Origin of the sequence: Ruminococcus sp. NK3A76, from assembly GCF_000686125.1 — a bacterium.
Lineage (GTDB): Bacteria > Bacillota > Clostridia > Oscillospirales > Ruminococcaceae > NK3A76.
On the sequence record NZ_JMMA01000002.1, the window covers coordinates 1,108,947 to 1,134,184 of the forward strand.

Here is a 25,238-nt window from a genome sequence, read left to right on the forward strand (position 1 = left end):
TTATGACAGTCTTCTGTATATTATAAGTACAGTCTCACCGTTTATCCTTGTCTTTGCAAACTCCAATACCAGGTCCGGCGCGCCCGTGAGCGCAGCATTTATCAGTATATCAGCATTCTCATCAGCGTCAAAGCTGTAGTCATAGCCCTGCGTCTGTGAATGGAACCTGAGGTTTACCCCAAGCTCACTGCCGGGTCTTATGAACGCCGGGAATTTCTTGCCGCTGGCTGCCATGTCTTTTATCAGTGCTTCGCATTCCTCGGCACTGTTTATCTCAGTCAGCTCGTGCGCAGCGTATGTGTCGCAGTCGTCAGCAGTTTCCGGGCAGTCTTCGTATGGCAAATGGTCGTATAAAAGCTGCGTCTTGTTTATCAGGAAGAATTTGTATCTGTATTCGTCAAGCTCCCTGTCGTCCCAGGTCACATCGACGTAATACCAGTTGCCGCCTATCTTTATGCTGTCGTAAAGATGATCTATGTCATCATTGCCCTGCTCATATTCGTAAACAAGCTCGCACTCGATGCCGCACATATTGCAAAGCAGCTTGAAAGCCGTCGCATACCCCTTGCAGACCGATTCATTCTCTATAAGCACGCCGTAAGGCGACCCTTCATCGACCGTTGACTGTGAAACAGCACTCAGCGCCTCGTCCTTATAGGCGTTGTTCAGGCAGATGTAATCGTGAATGGCCTTTGCCTTGTCGTAGTCGCTCATGCTGTCGGTGATGATGTCAGAGAGTATCTCCTGAGCCTTTACAAGCACTTCAAACTGCTTGTCTGTAAGCTCCGATGTGTCGCCGCTCATGTGAGCCGAGACAATGGGCATAACGTCGTATGGCAGCTCCCTGCCGCTTGCGTCACGTTCAGGCTCGGTGGGCTCTTTTTCCCTGATAATTATTATCTCTGACGAGCTGTCGCCCTCAGATGAGCTCTCTCCCTGCGAAGAGACACTGCTGTCTTTGCCTGATGAGCTTTTTTTGCTGTCAGACACAACAGAGCTGCTCTCGCTGCCGCATATTATAGACGTGTTTGCCGCTGCTATGAATCCTCCGCCGATTGCAAAAGCCGTGAGGACTATTATCAATGATATCTTGTTTATACTCATTGCCGCCGCCTTTACTGTTCTCCTGTTCAAATCAATACTTATGAATATTATACCATTTTATGCATACCTATGTCAAGCAAGGAAACTATTGTTATCTTAAATAATTAATTAAAAAGCTATTGCACTTGGCGTGATTATGTGTTATAATAGTTAAAACTATCATTTTTTAACGAAAGGACAGTGAATATGGAGATACTATTCGGGCTTGCCGTTTTGCCGGCGTTTTTGCTTATGATCTACATACGCAGGAAGGATAAGATCGAGAAAGAGCCGAAGGGTCTTGTTGCCTCGCTCTTTGCGCTCGGCGCACTTACGGTCATATCAGCAGCTTTGCTTGAGGTCTTGATAGATTCGTTTGCTAAGGAGATAGTCGATGAGGGAACGCTTGTCTATGCCTTTATCGAGGCTTTCTGTGAAGCGGCACTTATGGAGGAGCTTGGCAAATTCATAGTGCTTAAGCTGCGCACATGGAAAAACAAGGAATTCAACTACACCTTTGATGCTGTCGTCTACGCAGTTGCCGTATCGCTCGGATTTGCGACGCTTGAAAATATTCTCTACGTTATGGGCGGTTCGGTATATGTTGCCGTCATGAGAGGTATCCTCTCCGTTCCGGGTCACGCTATAGATGCGGTGTTCATGGGCTATTACTACGGCCTTGCCAAGAGATGTGATTCGCTCGGCGATACTGCCGGAAAGAAAAAGAACCTGCGCAAGGCTATCTTCTCGGCAGTGCTGATACACGGCTTCTACGACTTCTGCCTTATGGCTGAAAGAGAAGAGCTTATTGTCGTGTTCTTCATCTTCGAGATAATCATAACCATTGTTTCGGTAAAGAAGGTAAACAAGCTGTCAAGAGAGGATTCTCCTATCGGCCCGCCTATGGGTGTCGGCTTCAACCAGTACGGCAGCTACTTTGCTAATAACCCCTACTATTACGACCCCAACGGCTATTACAGACGCTACGACAACACCGCAGCAGGCTACAACCAGAACGGCTACGGTTATTACCAGCAGCAGGGCTATCAGCAGAATTATCAGCAGCAGGCTTACCAGCAGCAGACCTATCAGCAGCCGACCTACCAGCAGCCTGTCTACCAGCGCCAGTCGTATCAGCGTCAGTCTTACCAGCAGCCTGCATATCAGCAGCAGACATATCAGCAACCTACCTACCAGCAGCAGACTTACAGTCAGCAGGCTGACCCTAACAGATATAACTACAACAACTACTATCAGCAGACACCGAACAACAGCCAGTACAGCGGCTATACGCAGCAGACTGCACAGCAGAGCTCCGGCATTGATTATAACAGCTACTACGGCGGCTCAAGCTCAAACACCGGCTACTACAGCACATCTAACAGCAGCAACAATAACAACAGCTACTATAACCAGTAATAAAGATCAAAAAAGCTCTTGACAAATATACCCCCATATGGTATACTGTATATACCGTATGGGGGTATGCTTTATGGAAAAATATACCGTTACAGGTATGACCTGCGCTGCCTGTCAGGCGAAGGTCGAAAAGGCCGTGAAGGCTGTCGGGGGCGTTGAGTCCTGCTCTGTCTCGCTGCTCACCAATACTCTCGGTGTCGAGGGCAGTGCAGATGAAAAGGATATAATCAAAGCCGTTACCGCTGCCGGCTACGGCGCTAAAAAGCAGGGCGGCGCTGCCGATGCTTCCCCTCAGGACGATTACAGCGCATTGCTTGAAGACCGTGAAACGCCTGTTTTAAAGCGCAGGCTGATATTATCGGCAGGCTTTTTGCTGCTGCTCATGTATATATCTATGGGTCACGGAATGCTTGGCCTTTATCTCCCGGCTGCTCTGTCAAACCCTGCGGCAGTGGGGGTATGTGAGCTCATGCTCGCATCGGCCGTTATGCTTTTCAACAGAAGGTTCTTTGTGTCCGGCAGCAAGGCGCTTTTTAAACGCTCGCCGAATATGGATACCCTGGTGTCGCTCGGCTCGTCGGCGGCTTATATTTATTCGCTCGTGCTGCTTTTTGTGATATTTGATAGGCTGAGCAAGGGCGATACCGGTGCGGCGGCGGATATAGTTATGTCGCTCTATTTTGAGACGGCTGCTATGATACCTACGCTCATAACAGTCGGCAAGCTGCTTGAAGCCATATCAAAGGGCAAGACCACCGATGCGCTCAAAGGCCTTATGCGCCTTTCTCCTCAGACTGCGACTGTAGTAAAAGACGGCAAGGAGCAGACTGTCGATATCTCGCAAGTCAGGGTGGGGGATATAGTTGCCGTCCGCCCGGGCGAGAGAGTGCCTGTTGATGCCGTGATAGTTTCCGGCAGCACTGCGATAGACGAATCAGCCCTTACCGGCGAATCAGTCCCGGCTGATAAGGCAGAGGGCGATGAGATATACGCCGCATCTGTCAACTGCTCCGGCTTTATCACCGCAAGGGCCGAAAGGGTCGGCAAGGACACGGCGTTATCAAAGATAATCGCCCTTGTATCCGATGCATCAGCCACAAAAGCCCCTATCGCCCGAATAGCCGATAAGGTGAGCGCAGTGTTCGTGCCTGCCGTTATAGGCATAGCACTGCTTACCTTTGTGGTATGGCTTGCAGCCGGCAGGGAGTATTCCTACGCTCTGTCAAGGGCTATAGCAGTGCTTGTTATTTCCTGCCCGTGCGCTCTCGGCCTTGCAACGCCCGTTGCGATAATGGTCGGAAGCGGTGTCGGGGCTAAGAACGCTATACTCTTTAAGACCGCCGAGAGCCTTGAAGCCGCCGGCAGGATAAATGTCTGTGCGCTTGACAAGACAGGCACTATAACCGAGGGCAGGCCGCAGGTAACTGACGTTATCCCTCTTGACAGCTGCGATGAGGAGAAGCTGCTCGGTATTGCGTTCTCGCTTGAAAGCCTCTCTGACCACCCGCTCGCAAGGGCTGTAAGCTCATGCTGCGAGGAGCGGGGAGCTTTGAAAACAGCTCTTTCAGACTTCTCGGAAAGACCCGGCAAGGGCGTTACTGCCATAGCTAACGGGGCAAGGGTCTTCGGCGGCTCGGTTAAATATATCGCAGAAGCTGTCGGAGACGATGACCGGACTGCCAAGCTCTGCCGTCAGCTGTCGCAGCAGGGCAAGACGCCGATGCTTTTTGCATCTGATAAAGAGATACTGGGCATAATAGCTGTGAGCGATACGATCAAACCCGATGCTGTGGGCACAGTGAATGAGCTTGCCGGCATGGGTATAGATGTAGTTATGATAACAGGCGATAACGAGCTTACGGCGCAGGCTGTAGCAAAGCAGGCAGGGATAGATCATGTTATCGCAGGCGTTCTTCCTGACGGCAAGGACAGCCGGATTAAGGCTCTGCGCTCTGAGGGTATAACAGCTATGGTAGGCGACGGCATAAACGATGCCCCTGCGCTCACCTCGGCAGATGTCGGAATAGCAGTCGGCGCAGGAGCTGATATAGCAGTCGATGCGGCAGATATCGTGCTTATGCGCTCGGAGCTCAAAGACGTCGCCGCTGCCGTAAGGCTAAGCCGTGCAGTTGTCAGGAATATCCACCAGAACCTTTTCTGGGCGTTTTTCTATAATATCATCTGCATACCGCTCGCAGCAGGCTTTTACTCGGCGCTGTTCGGGCTCGGTTTTGAGATGAGCCCTATGGTGGGCGCTGCCGCTATGAGTCTTTCGAGCTTTACCGTTTGTATGAATGCTTTGCGTATCGACCGGGTGGATATCCACGACCCCGGCCGTGACAAAAAGCTCAGTAATAGACCGGGGAATGATAAAAAGGAGTGTATGACTATGGAAAAAACAATGACTATCGAGGGCATGATGTGCCCCCACTGCGAGGCCGCTGTAAAGAAAGCTCTTGAAGCGCTTGACGGTGTTGCATCTGCACAGGTGAGCCATGAAAAGGGCACGGCTGTTGTTTCGCTCTCGGCAGAGGTAAGCGACGAGGTACTTACAAAGGCAGTAGAGGATAAGGATTATACCGTCAAGGGTATAGCCTGAAAGGTGGCGCTATGTCAGAATGCTGCTGTGAACGTAAAAAGCACAAAGCAAGAACGCCCGAGGAGGTCAAAGCACTGACTGTCCGCCTCAACCGTATTGAAGGTCAGATAAGCGGCATAAGAAAAATGATCGAAGAAAACCGCTACTGCCCGGATATTCTTATTCAGGTGAGCGCTGTGCAGTCGGCTCTCAATTCCTTTAACAAGGAGCTTTTGTCATCGCATATCCGCTCGTGCGTGGTCGATGATATAAGAGGCGGCAATGATGCCGTCGTCGATGAGCTTTGTGAGCTTTTAAAAAAGACTATGAAATGAAAAAAGATCAGGAAGTGCTGCCACTTCCTGATTCTTTTTATATCTTTTTTATCTTAGCAAAGTTTGCCATTATTTTCTTTGTGCCCTTGCTGTCAAAGGCTATCTCAAGCAGCGTGTCATTTGCGACCTTTGCTGCCGAAACGACAGTTCCCTCGCCGAATATCTTGTGAGATACCCTGTCACCGGGGGCGTATTCCTCGCCGCTGCCTGCTTTGTTTGCACGCTTCATGGCAAGCTGCTGCTGTAAGCTCATAGACCTTATGTCACCGAATGCATTGGTTTCGGCTGCTTTCTGTGCGGCAACGTCAATGTCGGTGAGCTTGACCTTAAGCTCGGGCGGCACTTCCTTGACAAAGCGTGATGTCCTGTTGCGGTCGGTCTTGCCGTATAGCATACGCTCTGTTGCTATGGTGAGGTAGAGCTTCTTTCTTGCTCTTGTGTATGCAACGTATGCAAGCCTGCGCTCCTCCTCCAGGTCTGCCTCTGACTCCATGCTCCTTGCCGAGGGGAAAAGGTTTTCCTCCATGCCGGCTGCAAATACATAGTCAAATTCAAGACCCTTTGCCGAGTGCATGGTCATGAGCGCCGTGTAATCGCCGTTCTCGTCGAGATTGTCAATGTCCGTGTAAAGCGCTATCTCCTCCAGAAAGCCCGATAAGCTCGGCTCCTCAGCCTGCTCCTCGTAGGTTATCATGGTGGACTTGAGCTCGCTTATGTTTTCAAGCCTTGTAAGCCCCTCATCACCCTGATCTTCAAGCTCTTTCTTGTAGCCCGAGCGTTCAAGCAGCTCGTCAAGCAGATCACCGAGCGGCATATTCTCAGACATCTCGCTTAAGTCACAGAACATCTGCGCTACGTTTTTGAGCTTGCCTGCTCTCTTTTCAAGCGGAACATATTCGCCCGAATTCTGCATAACTGTTATCGGGTCTTCCCCGAGGTCTGATGCTATCTGTTCAAGCGTTGCGACAGTTGCATCGCCTATGCCACGCTTTGGCTCGTTGATTATGCGCCTTAGCCTTAGCATATCGCTGTGATTGTTTATAACTGCGAGGTAGGAGAGGATATCCCTTATCTCCTTGCGGTCGTAGAATTTAGGGCCGCCGAATATCCTGTAGCTTATTCCTGCTCTGATAAGAGCCTGCTCTATAGTGTTTGACTGCGCATTTGTCCTGTAAAGAACAGCATAGTCATTGTATTTTCCGCCGTCTTCAACGCCCTTCTTTATCGTGTCGGCAATAAACCCTGCCTCGGCACGCTCGTTTGAAGCCTTGAATACGGTTATCTTCTCGCCGTCGCCCTTGTCAGTCCAGAGATTCTTGCCTTTTCTGCCCTGATTGTGGCTTATAAGCTCGTTTGCGGCTGAGAGTATGTTCTGTGTCGAGCGGTAGTTCTGTTCGAGCTTGATAACGTCAGTCTCGCTGCTGCATTCAAAGCTCTCCTCGAAAGAGAGGATGTTCTCGATAGTAGCGCCCCTGAATTTGTATATGCTCTGGTCGTCATCGCCGACAACGCATATGTTGTGGTATTTATCGCTCAGCAGCTTGATAAGCCTGAACTGTACCTTGCTCGTGTCCTGATACTCGTCTACCATTATGTATTTGAAAAGATTCTGATAGTGGTCGAGCACGTCCGGGAACTTCTCAAAAAGCTCGACAGTGTGGCAGATTATGTCGTCAAAGTCCATGGCATTGGCACTTCTGAGCCTCTGCTGATAGGTCTTGTATACCTTGCCCATTACGAGATATCTGTAGTCGCCTGCGGCATTCTCGATGTATTCGTCAGGTGTCATCATGTTGTCCTTTGAAGCCGATATCTCAGACATCAGCAGCTTCGGGGGAAACATCTTTTCATTAATGTCAAGGTCGCTGAGTATAGCCTTTATGACACGCCTTGAATCATCGGTGTCATAGATAGTGAAATGCTGCTCAAAGCCTATATTGTGAGCCTCACGCCTGAGTATCCTCACGCACGCCGAGTGGAAGGTCGCAGCAGTAATGCCCTGCGCCTTTTCGCCGAGCATCTTCTCTATCCTTGCCTTAAGCTCGTTGGCTGCTTTGTTGGTAAATGTTATTGCGAGTATGTTCCAGGGCTTTACACATTCATATGCAACTATGTCTGCGAGCTTCTCACCGTCAGTTTCCCTGCCGGCTGCGTAGTCTTCAAGGTATTTAAGCTCGTCAGCCGTAGCATTGCCGTAGCCGTTCTCGTCAGCATAAGCATTGCCGAAATGTATCATGTTCGCTATCCTGTTTACAAGCACGGTCGTCTTGCCGCTGCCTGCGCCAGCAAGTATTAAAAGCGGCCCTTTTATCTTGAACACAGCCTTTTGCTGCTGTGTGTTCATTCGCTCAAAATATTTTTCAAGTGCTTTGTTTTTAAGGGTGTTGTAATCCATTGCCATAATAAACATCCTTTCGTAATGTATACAAGGATATTATACCATATAAGCGGAGCGCATATGGTATAATTGCCCGATTGCAGGGAGCAGATCTCAAATCTGCGTATCTGCAAGGGCATAAAGATAAAATATAATGAATGCATCGCATTCATTATACCATAAAAACAATATTTTGAAAAGGCTTAAAATTCAATTTTTTATTTAATTGTAAAATAAAAAAGCAAACAAAATATCCCGCATAATAGCGCTGTCTTTTTCCTATAATGATAATATAAGTATTTTTACTTTCAATTTGCTTGACATTTTATCCTAAATGGAGTAAAATAGTTATAGGTATTTTTTGTTCGTGAATGGAATATCACGGCAGTTGTGCCGTGCTTTCCTTAGATGGAGCGGTATATCCGTTCCATAGCAGCGTGCTTTTGTCTGATAATTTGTCTATGCTAAGGCCTGAACGCCGGGCATTGCTGCTTTAAACAAAGATCTCGTGATATATTATCCGCCGGTGTGCATATGCGCAGTCATTTGTGCTGCGTTTTGTTTGCTGTGCGGTGTTTGACAGAAACTAAGGAGTAATCAATGAGTACAAAACAAAACATCAAAAACAGAAGAAACGCCAAATCAGGCCGCTTTGTCGTAATGAAAAGCGATAAAAGGCTAAAGGGCGAAAAGGTCGCAGAGAATAAGAGAAGACCCGGCAATGACCAGAAAAGAAGCGACCAGCAGCGTCTTTCGCCAAACGGCCGTCAGGCAGAGAACAGCGTGAGAACAAACCAGCCGCACAGAAGGACACCCGTTCGTATAATCCCTCTCGGCGGCCTTAACGAGATAGGCAAGAACTTCACAGTCATAGAATGTGCAAACGATATGTTCGTTATCGACTGCGGCCTTGCTTTCCCTGACAGTGAGATGCTGGGCGTTGATATAGTTATCCCGGATTTTACCTATGTTGAGCAGAATAAGGATAAGCTCAGGGGCATAGTTCTGACACACGGCCATGAGGATCATATAGGCGGCCTGCCGTATTTCCTCAAAAAGGTCAATGTGCCTGTTTACGGCACTAAGCTCACCCTCGGCCTTGTCGAAGGCAAGCTCAAAGAGCACGCCCTTCTCGGCGATGTTAAGCTTAATGTGGTAGTTCCGAGACAGACTGTTAAGCTCGGCTGTATGGCTGTAGAGTTTATAAGAGTCAACCATTCTATCCCCGATGCTGTAGGTATGGCTGTCCATACCCCAGCCGGTGTTATTATCCATACAGGTGACTTCAAGGTAGACTATACGCCTATCGAGGGCGGTATAATAGACCTTGCAAGGTTCGCAGAGCTCGGCAACAGGGGAGTTTTAGCCCTTATGTCCGACTCTACCAACTCCGAGCGCCCGGGCTATACCATGAGTGAGCGCAAGGTAGGTGAGAGCTTTGAAAAGCTCTTTGCAAGAGCCGAAGGCAAAAGGATAATCATTGCGACCTTTGCTTCAAACGTACACAGGATCCAGCAGATAGTCAATAACTGTGTGACTCACGGCAGAAAAATGGCTATCTCGGGCAGGAGCATGGTAAATGTTATAGGCAAGGGCATCGAGCTTGGCTATCTTAAAGTTCCCGACGGGCTGCTCATAGATATCGACATGGTGTCAAGGTATACTCCTGAACAGGTTTGTATCGTTACCACAGGCAGCCAGGGCGAGCCTATGTCGGCTCTTACGAGAATGGCCTTCAATGAGCACAGGAACGTTTCCATAACCCCCAACGATTTCATAATAATATCCGCTACGCCTATCCCCGGCAACGAGAAATATGTCACAAGGATAGTAAACGAGCTGCTTCGTCTCGGCGCAGAGGTCATATATGAGGCAATGTACGATGTCCATGTGTCCGGCCACGCCTGCCAGGAGGAGCAGAAGCTGATACTCTCGCTCACCAAGCCGAAATACTTTATCCCTGTTCACGGCGAGTATAAGCACCTTACAAAGCACGCACAGTCGGCTATGAGCGTCGGCATACCCGAGGAGAATATCATCATAGGCGCCAACGGCCGCATTATAGAGTCTGACGGCGTGGATATGAAGATATCGGGCGAGGTTCAGGCAGGAAATATCCTTGTTGACGGCCTTGGTGTCGGCGATGTAGGTGCTATCGTCCTGCGTGACAGAAAGCACCTTGCTCAGGACGGTATCATTATTGCAATAGCCACTATCGACAGAGACTCCGGTATAATCCTTTCCGGCCCCGATATAGTGTCAAGAGGCTTTGTTTATGTAAGAGAGAGCGAGGAGCTTCTTGAAGAAGCAAAGAGCATTCTTTCGGATACCCTGCAAAAGTGCCTTGACAGCAATATAAGAGAGTGGAACGCTATAAAGACAAGGCTCAAAGACAAGCTGTCGGATTTCATATATACAAAGACACAGAGAAACCCGATGATCCTTCCTATCATCATGGAAGTCGAGATATAATGAAGCCGAGATATAATGATGAATAAAGGCAACACCGCACAAAGACCGCCTGAAGGCTTTGTACGCAACTTACTTGCATCTTTTCCGTCATATTACACATTTTTCCCTTGAAATACGGTAGTATTCCTTCGGAAAATCTGTGCGATCTGACGAAAAAGCTGACTGCGCAATTTGCGCACAATCTTCGTGCGGTGTTGCCTAAAAGAAAAAATCTTTTCAGTAATGAAAGGGGATGTGCCCTCTCAGGGCGAGCATTATGAAGATGAATTCAAACGGAGGAATGCAGCTTCTTATCCGTATAACCACGCTTGTGCTTGCTGTCTTTTCGCTTATCGCAGCGTTTGGCTACAGCAGCAGGGCAGGCACGGGCTTTTCGAGAGCTATCATAATTATCATGATACTGCTCATCGTGTTCCTGGTGCTTGAAAATATATCCTACGGCAAGCATCTTAAGCGGACAGTCTCGAAGCTCTCCTCGATGATAAAGAACAACGAAAAGGAATCAATGCGCCATTTCCCGGCACCTGCTGTCATTATAGACGCAGATAACGATATTATCTGGGCTAATGACTTCTTCAAGGACAAGCTCTTTGGCGATACCAACCTTTTCGGCGCAAGGCTCGATTCGCTCATGAATATAGATATGCATAATGTCTATTCCGAGAACGGCGACCTCGTGTGTGTCGGCGGCAGGTTCTATAACGCTATGGCTGTCCACAGCGACAGGACTAAGACGATGACCATGATATATTTTAAGGATACGACAGATTTTGTTGAGCTTGACTACGAAACGAGACAGGCGCATAAATCCGTTATCATTATCCAGATAGACAACTACGACGACCTTGTGAGGAACTCCCTCGAAAGCGAGAAGGCTCATACAATGGTCGAGCTTGAATGCCTTGTCGAGAATTTCGTCAAGGATACGAATTCTATCTCAAAGAAGCTCTCGAATGATAAGTCCTTCGTTATCATGGAGCAGAGATACCTCTCAAAGATAATCGAGAACCGCTTCAAGATACTTGAAGACGCAAGAAATATCAAGGTCGGCGGCAGCCAGAGCGTCACTCTCTCGATAGGTGTAGGCACCTGTGCTGATGACCTTGCGCAGAGCGAGAGCTACGCCAGAGCAGCACTTGATATGTGCCTCGGCCGTGGCGGCGATCAGGCAGCTGTAAAGACCGAGTCAGGCTATGAATTCTACGGCGGCGTATCAAAGGGCAGAGAAAAGAACACCAAGGTGCGTTCAAGACTTATGGCAAGCAAGCTCGCTGAGATAATGCAGGGCAAGGATAAGATACTCGTTATGGGCCACCGCTTCGGCGACCTTGACAGTATCGGCTCGGCAGTCGGCCTTGTGGGCGCTTTCAGGAGCATCAGCAAGGAAGCGTATGTCGTTGTCAATGAAGAAACCTGCCTTGCCAAAAGTCTTATAAAGTATATCAGCGACCATGATATATCAAAGAACTTCATCTCACCGCAGGAAGCACTTAACAAGATGACGAACAATACGCTGCTTATCGTGGTAGATACACATAACAGCGAGATAGTCGATTCAAAGGAAGTCCTCGATGCAGCGAGAGAGATAGTCGTTATCGACCACCACAGACTTATGGTCAAGGCTATCGAGGGTACAGCGCTCTTTTTCCATGAGCCAAACTGCTCCTCCGCCTGTGAAATGGTCGCAGAGCTTTTGCAGTATCTTGATAACGGCATCAAGCTCTCTCCGCTCCACGCAGAAGCGCTGCTGTCAGGTATTATGCTTGACACCAAGAACTTCATCATGCGTACAGGTGTAAAGACCTTCGAGGCTGCGGCTTATCTTAAGAGCTTAGGCGCTGATACGGTAGAGGTCAAGAAGCTCTTTGCAAATTCGATAGAAACATATCAGGAAAAATCGGCACTCATCACAAAGGCTGAGATATACAGAAAGTGCGCAGTTTCGTGTACTACCGAGTCATTTTCCAATATCCGTATAGCTGCTTCGCAGGCAGCTGACGAAATGCTCGGTATCACAGGTGTCAATGCGGCATTCGTTATCTACGGCGACGAGAATAACGCCAATATCTCCGCAAGGAGCATGGGCACATATAATGTCCAGGTGCTTATGGAGGCTATGGGCGGCGGCGGTCACCAGACAATGGCGGCTACCCAGCTTAAGATGTCTGTTTCAGAGGCTAAAAAGAAGCTTTATGAGACTATAGATGATTATATCAGAAATAATACTTAAAATTATAGGAGGAAAAAATCATGAAAGTAATTCTTATACAGGACGTAAAGGGAAGCGGCAAGGCTGGAGACGTGCTCAATGTCGCTGACGGCTATGCAAGGAATTTCCTGCTTGCAAAGGGTCTTGCTGTTGAGGCAAATGCTAAGAACCAGAACGACCTCGCAGGCAAGAAGGCATCTGCTCAGCATAAGCTCGATGTCGAGAAGGCTGAGAATGAAAAGGTAGCTGCCGCACTTGAAGGCAAGAAGGTGACTATCAAGGCTAAGGCAGGCCAGGGCGGCAAGCTCTTCGGCGCTGTCACAGCTTCCTCTGTTGCTGATGCTATCAAGCAGCAGTATCAGCAGAATGTTGATAAGAAGAAGATAAATCTCAACACCGAGATAAAGAGCTTCGGCGATTTCAGCGCTGTTATCAAGATGACACAGGGCGTTTCCTGCAAGATAGATATCAGCGTTGTCGAGGAATAATAGTTTTACCGAAAGGAATTGTTTAAAATGGCTGGCACTGATTCTCTTGAAAAATTATTAGAGGTAGCAGAGATAGATCCGCCTTTTTCAAAGCTGGCCGAGAGATCTGTGCTCGGCGGAATGCTCAGATCCCCTGAGGAGGCTGTGCCTACAGCTATTGAGAACCTTAAGGCTGAGTATTTCTATGTGCCGCTGCATCAGCAGATGTTCTCGCTCATTGTCAATGCATATTCGGATAACAAGGGCTTTACGGTCATTGATATTATCGACGAGCTTGTAAAGCGTGGGCTCTTTACAAATGAGGAAATGGCAAAGACCTTTATCATGGGTCTTTCGGATTTTGTTGCCTCGGTAAAGAATATCGAGAACTTCTGTGATAAGATCATTGAGAAGTATAATATCCGTAAGCTCTTAAGCGTTGCTGTCGAAATGATAGATAATGTCAGGGAGGGCGTGCTTGATTCAAGGTCTATGCTCGATATCGCCGAGCAGAAGATATACGATATCCGCCAGGGCAAGGAGATAGACGGCCTTACAAGGCTCGATTCTATTCTTGTCGAGACATATACCCACCTTGAGGAGATATCAGGCCCCGAAGCCAAGGAGCACCTCGGTGCAAGAACAGGCTTTGCTCAGATAGATGAGATAACTACGGGTCTTAATAATACCGACCTTGTTATACTTGCGGCGAGACCGGGTGTCGGAAAAACGGCATTTGCGATAAATATGGCCACGAATGTGTGCAAGAAGACTATGAAGGATGTAGTTATCTTCTCTCTCGAAATGGGTAAGGAACAGCTTGCTGCCCGTATGCTCTCGACTGAGGCGCTTGTAAACAATACAGCACTTCGCTCGGGCAAGTTTGAAAAGAAGGACTGGGAAAAGCTCGCCGAAGCAACTATAAGGCTGTCAAAGCTGCCTATGTATGTTGACGATACCGGCAGCGTTACCGTGCCGCAGATGAAGGCAAAGCTCAGGCGTGTCAAAAACCTCGGCCTTGTCGTAATCGACTATATACAGCTTATGGAATCGACAAATAAGGGGCAGGGCAGAGTTAACGAAGTGTCTGAGATAACCCGACAGCTAAAGCTCATGGCTAAAGAGCTCAATGTCCCTGTTATAGCGCTTTCGCAGCTCTCCCGTGCTGTTGAAAAGAACGAGAGAAAGCCTATGCTCTCTGACCTGAGAGATTCAGGTTCTATCGAGCAGGACGCTGATATCATCATGTTCCTGCACAGAGACTACTACGGCAACAATGAAGAACGTGCGCAGTCAGAGGCTGACTGTATCATAGCCAAGAACCGTCACGGTACTATGGCAACTGTAAAGCTTGCCTGGATAGGTGAGTATACACTGTTCAGAGGAATGGATATCAGACATGATGACGGATAAGGTAAGTGAGACTATCAGGCGCTATGACTTGATATCAGAGGGCGAGAGCGTTCTTGTGGGGCTCTCGGGCGGCGCTGACAGCGTTTGCCTGCTTCTCTGCTTAAAAGACCTCGGGTATGATGTATCGGCATTTCATGTCAATCATAATCTCAGGGGCGATGAGAGCATAAGGGATAAGAACTTCTGTATAGCCCTGTGTGAAAGGCTCGGTATAAAGATATATACCGCAGATATCGACGTCACAGGCTACTGCGAGAAAAACCATGTCTCTGTCGAGGAGGGCGCAAGAGAGCTCAGATATAAGGAGCTTATGAGTATCGGCGCTGATAAGATAGCCACTGCGCATAATATCAACGACTGCCTTGAAACAACAGTTTTCAACCTTGCAAGGGGCACAGGCCTTAAGGGGCTCTGTTCTATTCCTCCAAAGCGTGATAATATTATTAGACCTCTTATCGAGTGTACAAGAGAGGAGATAGAAGGCTACCTCGCCGAAAAAGGGCAGGATTTCGTTACTGATTCTACCAATCTCGAAGACGAGTACACAAGAAACAAGATAAGGCATAAGGTCATACCTGTGCTTATGGAGATAAACAGCTCGCTCTATTCGTCTTACTCCGCTACAAGAGCTCACCTGACGGACGATGAGCTGTATCTTGATTCCTGCGCCGAGGAAAAGCTCAGCCAGGCTTATATCACTGATAAGACATATGATGCAAAGGCGCTCAGACAGTGCGGCCTGCTTACACCACGGGTCGTGGCAAAGCTGCTTGCTCAAAACGGTATTTCCGTTTCGGCACTTCGCATCAATAATACATCGGATATCATTAAAAACGGCGGAAAGCTCAATATCTGCGGCGATATCCTGATAAGCTGCGATAAAGGCGTGCTTAAGATATCATCTCTTGCGAAAGAGGAGACACCTAAGGTAGAAATGCCTGTCAGCGCTGTCCCAGGCGTATATGATTTCTTCGGCAAGAGCGTATCCCTTGAAAGACGTGATGATATCGTCTTTTCAAAGGGTATCCACAGAGAGTATAATGGTTATATTATAGATAAAGACAAGCTCTGCGGCGGCCTGACACTTCGCAACAGGCGAAACGGAGACAAGATAGCCCTTGCAGGCAGGGGATTTACCTCCAGACTTAAGGTGCTTTTTAATGAGAGCGTGCCAAAGGAGGAGCGTGAAAGGGTAGCCGTGCTCTGCGATGATGAGGGCATCATCTGCGTTGAGGGCTTCGGCGTTGATGAGCGTGTCAAGGTGGATGAAAACACCAGAAGTATAATAATTATAGCTATATCATAAATCTGTCACAATAGTAGGTTATAATCTATTCTGTCAGTTTATATAAATTTTTAATAGAAGGTTGTGATACATTGAAGAAAAACAGCGGTTTCAAAACGCTGCTGCTGTATCTTGTGATATCGGCAGTTGCTATACTCGGTCTTGTCTATGCTCTTATGTCAATGAGCTCAAATCAGGACGAGACTGAATATTCAACAGTTATGCAGTATTTTGATGACCTGAGAATAAAGGAATACGAGTTTGACCTCAATAACGGCAAGCTCACCTATATCCTTAAAGGAGAGGACGAGAAACAGACCTATACCGTGCCGAATGTCTCGCTGTTTGTCAACGAGGTGCTTGGCGGTGATGAAGGCGAGAACTACCGCAGAAGGTATAACGCCGAAAACCCGGACGAACCTCTGAAATATGACCTTATACCTATTTCAGACAACAGCTTCTGGCTAAATCTCTTGCCGACTGTGCTGATGATAGGCGTGATGATATTCTTCTTTATCTTTATGATGCGTAACGCAGGCGTCGGTAAGACCGCCAACTTCGGTAAGGTCAATACCAAGCCGAGCAATAAAAAGGCCACCTTTGACGATGTGGCAGGCGCAGATGAGGAAAAGGAAGAGCTTCAGGAGATTGTCGAGTTCCTTAAGGATTCGCAGAAGTATAATGATATAGGTGCCCGTATACCTAAGGGCGTGCTTCTCGAGGGCCCTCCCGGAACAGGTAAAACGCTCCTTGCAAGAGCTGTTGCAGGCGAGGCAAATGTTCCTTTCTTCTCTATCTCGGGCTCTGACTTCGTTGAGATGTTCGTCGGTGTCGGCGCTTCCCGTGTAAGAGACTTATTCGAGCAGGCTAAAAAGAATTCACCGTCTATCGTGTTTATCGACGAGATAGACGCTGTCGGCAGACAGAGAGGCGCAGGCCTCGGCGGCGGCCACGATGAACGTGAGCAGACTTTAAACCAGCTCCTCGTTGAGATGGACGGTTTTACTGCTAACGATTCGGTAATAGTCATGGCTGCGACCAACAGGCGTGATATCCTTGACCCCGCACTTCTCCGCCCGGGTCGTTTTGACAGACAGATACTTGTCGGTCTTCCCGATGTCAAGGGCAGAGAGGAGATACTCAAAGTCCATACAAGAAACAAGCCCTTGGCCCCCGATGTTGACCTTTCAACTATCGCAAAGACTACAGTAGGTTTTACCGGTGCAGACCTTGAGAACCTTGTAAACGAGGCATCTCTCCTCGCAGCAAGAAAGAACCTTAAGGCTATCACCAAATATGATATCGAGGAGGCTTCTCTTAAGGTCGTTATGGGTCCTGAGAAGAAATCAAGGCTCGTTACCGACGAGGAAAAGAAGCTCACCGCATACCACGAGAGCGGCCACGCACTCTGCCACTACTACTGCCCGACACAGGATAAGGTACACTATGTTACTATTATCCCGAGAGGCCAGGCAGGCGGCTTTACAATGGGCAGACCCGAGAAGGATCAGTCCTACGTCAGCAAGAAGCAGATGGCTGAGAGCATTATCGTGCTTTTAGGCGGCCGTGTCGCTGAGAAGATAATCCTTGATGATATCTCAACAGGTGCATCAAATGACCTTGAACGTGCTACATCTACAGCCCGTAAAATGGTCACAAGATACGGCTTCTCCGATAACCTCGGCCCTGTGGTCTATGGCCACGATGACAGCCAGGTGTTCCTCGGCAGAGACTATAACTCTACACCGAGCTATTCTGACGCAGTCGCTTCCGAGATAGATCACGAGATAAGAAACATCATCGAGAACTCCTTCGAGACCTGCGAGAGCATTCTCAGAGAGCATATCGACAAGCTCCATGAGCTTGCACAGTATCTTATCGAGAATGAGAAGATCGACGGTGAGACCTTTGATATGCTCATGAAGGGCGAGCTCAAAAAGTCCAAGGCTATAGATGTTCAGCCTGAAGAAAAGGCTGCGCTCCCTGAGTCTGAGGAGCCGGCAGAGCCCTTACAGACAGCTGAGGAATACAGCGATGAAGACTATACCGAGCAGACTGATGATAACGAGTCTGACAAGACAAACGCCACCCCGGAGGAAAACCCCGGAGAATAAAAAAATATCAGGAGAGACAAGCTCTCTCCTGTTTTTTTAGGCAATGCTGCAAGATGATTGTACAGTGTTGCCTTTATATGGAAGGGAAAACAATATGAATCTGCTGTTTTTAGGTGATGTCGTAGGCGACATGGGCTGTGATATTCTTGAAAAGAAGATGTATTCGCTCAAACAGAAGTATAAGATAGACCTTGTCGTTGTAAACGGCGAGAACTCAGCCACAGGCAACGGCCTGACACGCTATTCCTACCAGAGGCTCGTTTCTGTGGGGGCTGATGTCATAACCACCGGCAACCACTGCTTCAAGCGCAAGGAAGCGCTTCCACTTTATGACGAGAACGATACGCTCCTCCGCCCGGCAAATTTCCCCAAAGGCGTTCCTGGGCATGGTTATACGACCCTCGACCTCGGCTATTGCCAGATAGCTGTGGTAAACCTTATGGGCACTACCTATATGGAGCCGCTCGATAACCCTTTCTTCTGTATCGACAGTGTGCTTGATGAGATAGATGCCAGGAATATAATGGTCGATATCCATTCAGAAGCCACATCTGAGAAAAAGGCTATGGGCTTTTACCTCGACGGGCGTGTCACAGCTGTTATCGGCACGCATACCCATGTGCAGACCGCCGATGAGATGATACTTCCCAAGGGAACAGCTTATATCACAGATGCCGGCATGACAGGCCCCGAGCTTTCCGTTCTCGGTGTCAAGAGCGAGCTTGCTATTGAAAAAATAAAATACCACGCACCCGTCAAGTTTGAAGAAAGTGAAAATCCTTGCTTTATTAATGGAGTGGTAATAGACTTTGATGAAAACAGTGGCAAAGCTAACAAAATTATAAGAATAATTGAGCGATAATGCACAAAAATATTTAAACGTATTGAAAATGTAAACAATTTGTAGTATAATAATACCATAGCAAAATATGGGAGGTATTCTTTGTGGAAGTATTAAAGGTTTCGTCCAGAAGCGTTCCGAACATGGTTGCAGGAGCTATATCCGCAGTTGTTCGTGAAAGCGGTTGTGTTGAAGTCCAGGCAGTAGGTGCCGGCGCAGCCAACCAGGCTATAAAGGCAGTTGCTATTGCAAGGGGCTATCTTACCCCTGTTGGTATCGACATGGTATGTCTGCCTGCCTTTGCAAGCGTTCAGATAGACGGCGAAGACAGAACAGCTATAAAGCTTATCTGCGAAACAAGATGATCTTGTTTGAAAATATCACCCCCGACAGGTCGTTCTGATTAGACCGTCGGGGGTGTGTTTTTTTAGCTGATTATCCATACAGCGCCCTTGTCATTCGGGTCAAAGCGCCGTATCCTGAGTGCGCCGCTGTTGTTGACTGTTAAGACCTTTTTGTATTTGGTGCCCTGTGTGGTTATCCTGTAGCGCTTGTTGCCGAGCGCTGCCACACGAAAGCCTATCGCCTTGTCCTTGCTCTCGTAATTTGTAAAGCGCCTGAATTTCTTGTCAACATAGCCCTTGTCCTTCATAATAAGTGTAACAGAGCCGTCGCTCTTTAAAAGCAGCGTGAATTTCTGCTGTAAAGAGTCATTTGCCGCATCAAGCGCAACGCCCTTTCCTGTCACGGTGAGCAGGCCGGCAGTCCGCTCGTTCTTTACCGAGTATTCCTTGTTATCAAGCAGATAATTGCCGTTTTCGCCCTGTATGTCGTTGTAAAACCTTATCATGATCCCTGCCGTGTACTGCTGGGCGGTCGGCAGAGTGCTCCTGCAGACCTTGTCGAGCACGTCTTTCTTGACCGTCAGTACGTCAGCTGCGTATTTTGACGAGAATGCTGCGAGCCTGTTGACCGCCTGCTCGATGCTCGTGTCGCAGGCTTTCTTTATCTGCTTGTTTATAGCCTTAGGTGCTTCTATCTCGCTGTAGACTGACTGCGCATACGACTCAAAGGCGTTGTGTGGGTTTTTCTCCCTGTCCATGTACATTATCCCTGAGGAGTGTACAGTGCAGCCTATGTCCTGAATAAAATGCAGCGCCCTGCCGAGCTGATGTATCGCCGCTCTTTCCTCGCCGCTCTTGTAAAGCGACAGCGCCATTGTGTAGTTTTCTTCAAGCATCGTGCGTGCTGTTCTGTTGTAGCGCCTGAGCCTGTTTGCGTAGTATCCGTTGTTTGGCTCTATCTCTCTGCCCTTTCTGTTTGCAGCGCAGTAGTAGTGCAGACCGCTGCCCCTGTCGGTGTCGCCCTTGCAGTCAGGCTCGGTGCAGGCTTTGAGCAGAACGTTTTTGTAGTCTATGTAGAAATCGTAATAGGTCTTGTCGTCAAGGCTGCCAAGAATCACAAGCGCCTTTTCCAAAATGTCCATGTGTGTCTTGCCAAACCATGCGTGTGCTGTTTTGTGTGTTATCGCTGCCCCTGCCGCCATTGCCGCAGAGAATATCAAGAGCTTTTTCATCTGCCTTTTCTCCCTGAGCTGTTTTTGTGCTTTTTCTTCTTTTTCCTGACAGAAAAACCAAATCCGCCAAGCCTTTTGCCCAATGCAAAATAATCTCCGTGAGCATATGCGAGCAGCCCTGCCTTTTCAAGACAAAGCCTGCCGTTTGCATCAATGAATTCCTCCGAAATATCAAGCGCCACAATGTCCGCCATGAACATATCGTGTGAGCCGAGGTGTATTATCTCTCTCACCCTGCATTCTATGTTCACAGGCGACTGCGCTATCAGGGGAGCGTTCACAGCCGATGCATCAGCTGTGATAAGCCCGGTCTTTTCAAACTTGTCAGTATTTCGTCCGCTCCTGACACCGCAGAAGTCAGCCGCAAAGGCAAGCTCCTCGGTGGTGAGGTTTATAACAAATTCGCCGCTTTCCTTTATCATGCCGTATGAATGCCTTTCAGGCCTTACGGAGATATAGGTCATCGGCGGCTGGGTGTTGAGAGTGCCTGTCCACGCCACTGTGAAAACATTTATGCTCTCACCGCTTTTGCAGGTCACAAGCACCGGCGGCACGGGCGATGTGATAACGCTCGGCTTCCATATCTGCTTTTTGTAATTCTTTTCTTCCATTTTCCTGCCCTGTGTCATATGTATTTATAGCTTGTACTGCATGAAGTTTTTGTTCTTTTCAAACCCGAAGTCAGTGTATAGCAATACTCCCATGTCTGATGCAGTTATCTGAACGGTGCCGCAGCCTCTTTTCCTTGCTTCGTCTACCACTCTTGCAAGCAGCTCCTTTGCAATGCCCTTACGCCTGTAGCCGGGGTCAGTGAACATACTTGACAAAAGCCCTATCCTTCCGCTCGGGCAGCCGAAATATGGCGGCTTTTCAACTATCGACATACCGCTTGTTGCGATTATCCTGCCATTGTCTTCGGCTATCCACGATACGAACGTCCCGTCTGCCATGTGTCTGGTGTAGTATTCTCTCAATGCAGGGCGGAGGTCGATGTCTTCCTTTGCCCCTTCCTCACGCAGCTGAGATATCCGCATCTCTATAAACGTTTCAAGCTCATCCGCTGATAGCAGCCTGTATTCTATGCTCATAAATATCACCTAATTTATCTCGTCAAATGATGAGAGCCTTTCAACTATCCTGTCATAATCCTTGTAAAGCGCCTGTGTCTGGTTTTCAAGGAAGTAGTAGTGCTTGATGTAGGGAATCAACAGAGCAAGCAGCAGCACTGCAAGAGGAATAAGCGTCAGCTCGTGCGTTACGGCTATGCAGATTATCGTGCCGCAGGTAACTATCGCAAATAAGCACATGACTATCAGATGAATGAACCTCTCATGCTGGAAAAAGCCGATCTTGGTCTTGTGTATCTTCAAAAGCTCCTCAAGATCAGTGCTCTCATCTTCAAGAGCCTTTGCGATAAAAGCTCTGTAGCGTTTAAAATACTCTGTCATGATAACGCCTCTTAAAGTGTAATGTCTATCGGTTCAGCCTTGTGTATCTTTATGCCCTGCTCACTTTCGATCTGTTTTTTCTTTCTGTGTGCAGAGTATGCAGTCAGGCTGCTGTTTGCAAACTTGTAGTTTTTAGCAGTCCTCTGAATGAAATTTTTTCTCTTTGAGGGCTTTTTTTTCTTGCCGTCAAAAATGATCGCAAGTATCGCTGCAACAGTCGTCAGTATCACAAACTTCTGAGCCTGCTGCTCTGAGCCTGCCTCAGCGTAGAATTGCCTGTAAGCCATAAGATCACCCCTTTTTTCATATGTAATCATTATAACATAACTGCAAGTTTTTTTCAAGTGCGGGGTGTGAGCTTTTTTGAACAATAAAGCAGTAGTGAAAAATTTTTTTTGAAAAAGGGCTTGACAAATAATAAAAAATGCTGTATAATGCATAATCAGTAAGCGCAGGCCTGAATGCTTATAAGTTTTTAAATTTACAGAAAGGACGGTGAGTCTTAAGATGAAACAGTTTATCAGTTTTTATTATCAGATCATCACAACAGAATATACTACAAACCTGAGTCAAGAGATTTGCCGCAGAAATAAACGTTGATCTTTAGCTGCGTAGTTTACGCAGTTTTTATATCAGCTTTTTTGGCGCACTCTCATTCATCGGGGGTGCGCCTTTTTGCGTCAATTTATAAAAATAAGGAGAAAAAATATGATAGAATTAAACGGAAGATACGGCAGCGCTAAGGTCTTCACAGATATAATAGACCAGACTGCCGTTTCACAGATAATAACTCTGCTCAATCAGCCTATGGCAAAGGGGCAGAAAATCAGGATAATGCCTGACGTACACGCAGGCGCAGGCTGTACGATCGGTACGACCATGACGATAACAGATAAGGTCGTTCCTAACCTCGTAGGCGTTGATATCTCCTGCGGAATGGAGACGGTAAAGCTCAAGGAGACACATATCGAGCCTATGAAGCTCGATAAGCTCATCTATGCAAAGATCCCTGCCGGCTTCAATATAAGGGAGAAGCCCCACCACTACGCCGAGCAGATAGACCTGACAGAGCTTTACTGCTATGATAAGATAAACCCCATAAGGGCAGAAAAGAGCATAGGCACGCTTGGCGGCGGCAACCACTTTATCGAGGCCGATAAGAGCGAGGACGGCAGTATATATATCGTTATCCACTCAGGCTCACGCCACCTCGGCGTAGAGACAGCCTCCTACTACCAGCTCGAAGCATACAAGCGCTTAAACGGCAGCTCCAAGGAGGACGCTGACAGGCTTATCAAGGCGCTTAAGGAGGAGGGCAAGCACAAGCTCATAGAATCCGAGCTTAAGAAGCTCTATAATACCAAGCGCACCGACGTGCCCAAGGCGCTTGCCTATGCGCAGGACGACCTCTTTGAGCAGTATATCCACGATATGAAGATAGTCAGCCGCTTCGCAGAGCTCAACAGAAAGGCCATGATGCACGAGATAGTAAAGGGCATGGGCTTCCATGTCACAGAGCAGTTCACGACACTGCATAATTATATCGACACTGATGAGATGATACTCAGAAAGGGTGCAGTCTCAGCCAGGGAAGGGGAGATACTTCTTATCCCTATAAATATGCGTGACGGAAGCCTTATCTGCCGTGGCAAGGGCAACCCCGACTGGAACTATTCAGCCCCTCACGGCGCAGGCAGGCTGCTTTCAAGAGGCGAGGCAAGAAACACCCTTACAGTCTCCCAGTTCAAGAAGGAGATGAAGGGCATCTACACTACCTCGGTAAGCTCCGCAACACTTGACGAGAGCCCTATGGCATATAAGAACATGGAGGACATAGTAAACAACATCACAGATACGGCCGAGATAGTAGATATCATCAAGCCTATCTATAACTTCAAGGCAGGTGAGGAGGAGAAATGAGAGTTTTTGTTTCCTACGACAAGCTGAGCAAGAAGGAAAAGCGCAAGGCTGACCTTAAAAACCGTGGCAGCTGGGGCAGCGTCAAGCCCGTGGATATAGCACACAAGAACAAAAAGGCCTATACCAGAAAGGTAAAGCATAAGGCTGTGATATACTAAGTCCAAGGCATAGCAAAAAGCCCCGGAGCTTTTCCGGGGCATAATATGCTGTTATCTGACTATGTAAACGCCGTCTTCTTTTTCTACATCGCATATATCAAGGACACACTGACCCTTTTTCTTCCTGAGCGTGAAGTAATACTCTTTTTTGAAATCGAGCAAGGTCTTTTTCTCAAATGCCTTTTTCGCATCAGTCGAGATACTTCCGTTTAACAGGAAAGCATTGAGCCGCAGGAATACATCTGCGATGTCGATATAAAAAGTAGCTATCTCTTCAAAATAAGACGTGATGTTGTAGTGCCGCTCGCTTCTCAGGTCATTGTTGACAGAGAATCTTATCTGCTGTTTCCCGACAGAGGGGAGATAAAAGTAGGCTATCTTGTTAAGATCGACCCTGTAGTGGATATCTATCGGCGGCTTGTCACTCTTTTGCAAAAGGATCCTTGCGTTTTTGAATCTTGGAGTGATATCATCGCAGAACCGGATAACGAGGTCGCTGTTATTATACGCCCATTCTTTGAGCAGCCTGTAAGCTGTGTCATCAACTGCGAATATTATCATACCAAGCCCGGCCTTTCATGTTATTTGTTAGATTATACCACAAATGCCGGAGATAGTCAATAAACGGCCTGTGAACATAAAAGAATAAATTTTTTTCAAAAAACTATTGACAAACGCCTGAAAATATGGTAAAATAATTAAGTCGTGAAAATGATATTGTTTTGGACAGGTGTCCGAGTGGTTTAAGGAGCCGGTCTTGAAAACCGGTGATACGGCAACGTACCGTGGGTTCGAATCCCACCCTGTCCGCCAATTAAATATTTATGCGGATTTACCCAAGTGGTGAAGGGGCTCCCCTGCTAAGGGAGTAGGTCTCGAAAGGGGCGCGAGAGTTCAAATCTCTCAATCCGCGCCAAACGTCCGAAAGAACGCACTTTCGGGCGTTTTTATTATGCTCTAAAATTTTCTTATGTTTTTAAAAATTTCATTCTATTACTGAGCCGGTTACTTATTTTTTTTATAATTCAAAGATTACTGCTATAATCTAATTTAGCTTACAATATAGACGGTGACTAAGCCCCTACTCAACCGAGCAGGGGCTTTATCTATACATTTTTAACAAGTTTATTTCTTCGGCTTTGTGCAGCTATACAAAAATGCACGCTTGTTTAAGTGCATATACACCTATCTTACTTATCGTAAGTACCTAACACGTTTCTTTCTGCTCTGTCCTCAACTCTGCGGTTCATCCACATCAGAGCTTCTTCAATGTGGGTAAGAGCACAGGCGTTTTCTCTGCAACTGAAATCTCCAGACTGGAACCCTTTCAGGCGGTCTCTTACTATTTCAAGAAGGTCAACATCAAGAACGCCTCTTGTGCTTTCAGGATCCATGCGAGGTCCTTTCTGAAAAGCTATGACAACAGGCTCATCATCACACTTGATGAAATAAACATGATTTGCATTGCCGGGGCCTGTTTCATCTGCTGCATATACTTCATTGAGGTTGTTCCTCTTCTGTATTGTACTAAGTTCTCTCATAA

22 protein-coding genes and 2 tRNA genes are annotated in these 25,238 nt (G+C 47.6%); 15 read left to right on the top strand and 9 right to left on the bottom strand.

Annotated features, from left to right (window positions below; all coding sequences use genetic code 11):
• A complete protein-coding gene (locus tag CD05_RS0105205; protein WP_028509598.1) occupies positions 1-1,104 on the bottom strand; it encodes a transglutaminase domain-containing protein in 1,104 nt (367 codons plus the stop codon).
• 186 nt (positions 1,105-1,290) lie between these two features.
• Between CD05_RS0105205 and CD05_RS19555 the strand changes: the two genes are divergently transcribed.
• The 3 genes from CD05_RS19555 (at position 1,291) to CD05_RS0105220 (ending at position 5,415) form a co-directional block, all read left to right on the top strand.
• Entirely contained in the window at positions 1,291-2,502 is a 1,212-nt protein-coding gene (locus tag CD05_RS19555; protein WP_051588843.1) for a YhfC family glutamic-type intramembrane protease, read from the top strand.
• A gap of 73 nt (positions 2,503-2,575) precedes the next feature.
• Complete coding sequence (locus tag CD05_RS0105215; RefSeq protein ID WP_028509599.1) at positions 2,576-5,101, top strand: heavy metal translocating P-type ATPase; 2,526 nt, start codon at positions 2,576-2,578, stop codon at positions 5,099-5,101.
• 11 nt (positions 5,102-5,112) lie between these two features.
• Complete coding sequence (locus tag CD05_RS0105220) at positions 5,113-5,415, top strand: metal-sensing transcriptional repressor (RefSeq protein ID WP_028509600.1); 303 nt, start codon at positions 5,113-5,115, stop codon at positions 5,413-5,415.
• 37 nt (positions 5,416-5,452) lie between these two features.
• On the opposite strand, the gene CD05_RS0105225 is transcribed toward CD05_RS0105220, so the two are convergent.
• On the bottom strand, positions 5,453-7,816 hold the full coding sequence (locus CD05_RS0105225; protein ID WP_347495038.1) for a UvrD-helicase domain-containing protein: 2,364 nt from the start codon (positions 7,814-7,816) through the stop codon (positions 5,453-5,455).
• Between the two features lie 576 nt (positions 7,817-8,392).
• On the opposite strand from CD05_RS0105225, the gene CD05_RS0105230 reads away from it, so the two are divergent.
• From CD05_RS0105230 to CD05_RS0105265, 8 genes are all read left to right on the top strand, one after another.
• Positions 8,393-10,264, top strand: coding sequence for a ribonuclease J (locus CD05_RS0105230; protein WP_084262111.1), 1,872 nt, complete (start codon positions 8,393-8,395; stop codon positions 10,262-10,264).
• A gap of 256 nt (positions 10,265-10,520) precedes the next feature.
• Positions 10,521-12,494 carry a DHH family phosphoesterase gene (locus CD05_RS0105235; protein ID WP_242841235.1) on the top strand — a complete coding sequence of 658 codons (1,974 nt, stop codon included), beginning with the start codon at positions 10,521-10,523 and terminating at the stop codon, positions 12,492-12,494.
• Positions 12,495-12,514: 20 nt separating this feature from the next.
• Positions 12,515-12,961 (top strand): 50S ribosomal protein L9, encoded by a 447-nt coding sequence (rplI, locus tag CD05_RS0105240; RefSeq protein ID WP_028509604.1) that lies wholly within the window; start codon positions 12,515-12,517, stop codon positions 12,959-12,961.
• 27 nt (positions 12,962-12,988) lie between these two features.
• A complete protein-coding gene (gene dnaB, locus CD05_RS0105245; protein WP_028509605.1) occupies positions 12,989-14,353 on the top strand; it encodes a replicative DNA helicase in 1,365 nt (454 codons plus the stop codon).
• Positions 14,340-15,659: a tRNA lysidine(34) synthetase TilS gene (tilS, locus tag CD05_RS0105250; RefSeq protein ID WP_051588844.1), complete on the top strand. Its 1,320-nt coding sequence runs from the start codon at positions 14,340-14,342 to the stop codon at positions 15,657-15,659. The genes dnaB and tilS overlap by 14 nt, the downstream gene beginning before the upstream one ends.
• 71 nt (positions 15,660-15,730) lie before the next feature.
• The gene (gene ftsH, locus CD05_RS17600) at positions 15,731-17,752 is read left to right on the top strand and encodes an ATP-dependent zinc metalloprotease FtsH (RefSeq protein ID WP_037322814.1); all 2,022 of its coding nucleotides are present in this window, start codon (positions 15,731-15,733) and stop codon (positions 17,750-17,752) included.
• A gap of 94 nt (positions 17,753-17,846) precedes the next feature.
• Positions 17,847-18,614, top strand: coding sequence for a TIGR00282 family metallophosphoesterase (locus CD05_RS0105260; RefSeq protein ID WP_028509607.1), 768 nt, complete (start codon positions 17,847-17,849; stop codon positions 18,612-18,614).
• An 83-nt stretch (positions 18,615-18,697) separates the two neighbouring features.
• Positions 18,698-18,958: a stage V sporulation protein S gene (locus CD05_RS0105265; RefSeq protein WP_028509608.1), complete on the top strand. Its 261-nt coding sequence runs from the start codon at positions 18,698-18,700 to the stop codon at positions 18,956-18,958.
• A 62-nt stretch (positions 18,959-19,020) separates the two neighbouring features.
• On the opposite strand, the gene CD05_RS0105270 is transcribed toward CD05_RS0105265, so the two are convergent.
• Genes CD05_RS0105270 through CD05_RS0105290 form a run of 5 tightly spaced genes read right to left on the bottom strand, consistent with a single transcriptional unit; the run spans position 19,021 to position 21,904 of the window.
• Complete coding sequence (locus CD05_RS0105270; RefSeq protein ID WP_028509609.1) at positions 19,021-20,169, bottom strand: zinc dependent phospholipase C family protein; 1,149 nt, start codon at positions 20,167-20,169, stop codon at positions 19,021-19,023.
• A complete protein-coding gene (locus CD05_RS0105275) occupies positions 20,166-20,780 on the bottom strand; it encodes a flavin reductase family protein (RefSeq protein WP_037322815.1) in 615 nt (204 codons plus the stop codon). Before CD05_RS0105275 ends, CD05_RS0105270 begins: the two co-directional genes overlap by 4 nt.
• A gap of 24 nt (positions 20,781-20,804) precedes the next feature.
• On the bottom strand, positions 20,805-21,257 hold the full coding sequence (locus CD05_RS0105280; protein WP_028509611.1) for a GNAT family N-acetyltransferase: 453 nt from the start codon (positions 21,255-21,257) through the stop codon (positions 20,805-20,807).
• Positions 21,258-21,266: 9 nt separating this feature from the next.
• Positions 21,267-21,617 carry a hypothetical protein gene (locus CD05_RS0105285; RefSeq protein ID WP_028509612.1) on the bottom strand — a complete coding sequence of 117 codons (351 nt, stop codon included), beginning with the start codon at positions 21,615-21,617 and terminating at the stop codon, positions 21,267-21,269.
• Between the two features lie 11 nt (positions 21,618-21,628).
• Complete coding sequence (locus CD05_RS0105290) at positions 21,629-21,904, bottom strand: hypothetical protein (RefSeq protein ID WP_028509613.1); 276 nt, start codon at positions 21,902-21,904, stop codon at positions 21,629-21,631.
• Positions 21,905-22,325: 421 nt separating this feature from the next.
• On the opposite strand from CD05_RS0105290, the gene CD05_RS0105295 reads away from it, so the two are divergent.
• Together CD05_RS0105295 and CD05_RS20845 are read left to right on the top strand one after the other, a co-directional pair.
• Positions 22,326-23,537 carry an RNA-splicing ligase RtcB gene (locus CD05_RS0105295; RefSeq protein WP_028509614.1) on the top strand — a complete coding sequence of 404 codons (1,212 nt, stop codon included), beginning with the start codon at positions 22,326-22,328 and terminating at the stop codon, positions 23,535-23,537.
• A complete protein-coding gene (locus CD05_RS20845; protein ID WP_198021573.1) occupies positions 23,534-23,695 on the top strand; it encodes a hypothetical protein in 162 nt (53 codons plus the stop codon). Before CD05_RS0105295 ends, CD05_RS20845 begins: the two co-directional genes overlap by 4 nt.
• 51 nt (positions 23,696-23,746) lie before the next feature.
• Here CD05_RS20845 and CD05_RS0105305 read toward each other — a convergent pair whose 3' ends face one another.
• Positions 23,747-24,256 (bottom strand): hypothetical protein, encoded by a 510-nt coding sequence (locus CD05_RS0105305; protein ID WP_028509615.1) that lies wholly within the window; start codon positions 24,254-24,256, stop codon positions 23,747-23,749.
• Between the two features lie 163 nt (positions 24,257-24,419).
• On the opposite strand from CD05_RS0105305, the gene CD05_RS0105310 reads away from it, so the two are divergent.
• Together CD05_RS0105310 and CD05_RS0105315 are read left to right on the top strand one after the other, a co-directional pair.
• Positions 24,420-24,508: transfer RNA gene (locus tag CD05_RS0105310), tRNA-Ser, on the top strand.
• A 13-nt stretch (positions 24,509-24,521) separates the two neighbouring features.
• Positions 24,522-24,611, top strand: a tRNA-Ser gene (locus tag CD05_RS0105315).
• A 274-nt stretch (positions 24,612-24,885) separates the two neighbouring features.
• Here the strand turns inward: CD05_RS0105315 and CD05_RS0105320 are convergent.
• Positions 24,886-25,236 (bottom strand): hypothetical protein, encoded by a 351-nt coding sequence (locus CD05_RS0105320; RefSeq protein ID WP_028509616.1) that lies wholly within the window; start codon positions 25,234-25,236, stop codon positions 24,886-24,888.
• Positions 25,237-25,238 lie beyond the last annotated feature (2 nt).

What these genes read in the sequence shown, in the direction of transcription:
- CD05_RS0105215 (WP_028509599.1), top strand. Translation starts at nt 2,576, where the DNA reads ATGGAAAAATATACCGTTACAGGTATGACCTGCGCTGCCTGTCAGGCG.
- CD05_RS20845 (WP_198021573.1), top strand. Translation starts at nt 23,534, where the DNA reads ATGAGAGTTTTTGTTTCCTACGACAAGCTGAGCAAGAAGGAAAAGCGC.
- CD05_RS0105280 (WP_028509611.1), bottom strand. Translation starts at nt 21,257, where the DNA reads ATGAGCATAGAATACAGGCTGCTATCAGCGGATGAGCTTGAAACGTTT.
- tilS (WP_051588844.1), top strand. Translation starts at nt 14,340, where the DNA reads ATGATGACGGATAAGGTAAGTGAGACTATCAGGCGCTATGACTTGATA.
- CD05_RS0105320 (WP_028509616.1), bottom strand. Translation starts at nt 25,236, where the DNA reads ATGAGAGAACTTAGTACAATACAGAAGAGGAACAACCTCAATGAAGTA.
- CD05_RS0105205 (WP_028509598.1), bottom strand. Translation starts at nt 1,104, where the DNA reads ATGAGTATAAACAAGATATCATTGATAATAGTCCTCACGGCTTTTGCA.
- CD05_RS0105305 (WP_028509615.1), bottom strand. Translation starts at nt 24,256, where the DNA reads ATGATAATATTCGCAGTTGATGACACAGCTTACAGGCTGCTCAAAGAA.
- CD05_RS0105235 (WP_242841235.1), top strand. Translation starts at nt 10,521, where the DNA reads ATGAAGATGAATTCAAACGGAGGAATGCAGCTTCTTATCCGTATAACC.
- CD05_RS0105295 (WP_028509614.1), top strand. Translation starts at nt 22,326, where the DNA reads ATGATAGAATTAAACGGAAGATACGGCAGCGCTAAGGTCTTCACAGAT.
- dnaB (WP_028509605.1), top strand. Translation starts at nt 12,989, where the DNA reads ATGGCTGGCACTGATTCTCTTGAAAAATTATTAGAGGTAGCAGAGATA.
- CD05_RS0105285 (WP_028509612.1), bottom strand. Translation starts at nt 21,617, where the DNA reads ATGACAGAGTATTTTAAACGCTACAGAGCTTTTATCGCAAAGGCTCTT.
- CD05_RS0105260 (WP_028509607.1), top strand. Translation starts at nt 17,847, where the DNA reads ATGAATCTGCTGTTTTTAGGTGATGTCGTAGGCGACATGGGCTGTGAT.
- CD05_RS0105230 (WP_084262111.1), top strand. Translation starts at nt 8,393, where the DNA reads ATGAGTACAAAACAAAACATCAAAAACAGAAGAAACGCCAAATCAGGC.
- CD05_RS0105275 (WP_037322815.1), bottom strand. Translation starts at nt 20,780, where the DNA reads ATGGAAGAAAAGAATTACAAAAAGCAGATATGGAAGCCGAGCGTTATC.
- rplI (WP_028509604.1), top strand. Translation starts at nt 12,515, where the DNA reads ATGAAAGTAATTCTTATACAGGACGTAAAGGGAAGCGGCAAGGCTGGA.
- CD05_RS0105270 (WP_028509609.1), bottom strand. Translation starts at nt 20,169, where the DNA reads ATGAAAAAGCTCTTGATATTCTCTGCGGCAATGGCGGCAGGGGCAGCG.
- CD05_RS19555 (WP_051588843.1), top strand. Translation starts at nt 1,291, where the DNA reads ATGGAGATACTATTCGGGCTTGCCGTTTTGCCGGCGTTTTTGCTTATG.
- CD05_RS0105225 (WP_347495038.1), bottom strand. Translation starts at nt 7,816, where the DNA reads ATGGCAATGGATTACAACACCCTTAAAAACAAAGCACTTGAAAAATAT.
- CD05_RS0105290 (WP_028509613.1), bottom strand. Translation starts at nt 21,904, where the DNA reads ATGGCTTACAGGCAATTCTACGCTGAGGCAGGCTCAGAGCAGCAGGCT.
- CD05_RS0105220 (WP_028509600.1), top strand. Translation starts at nt 5,113, where the DNA reads ATGTCAGAATGCTGCTGTGAACGTAAAAAGCACAAAGCAAGAACGCCC.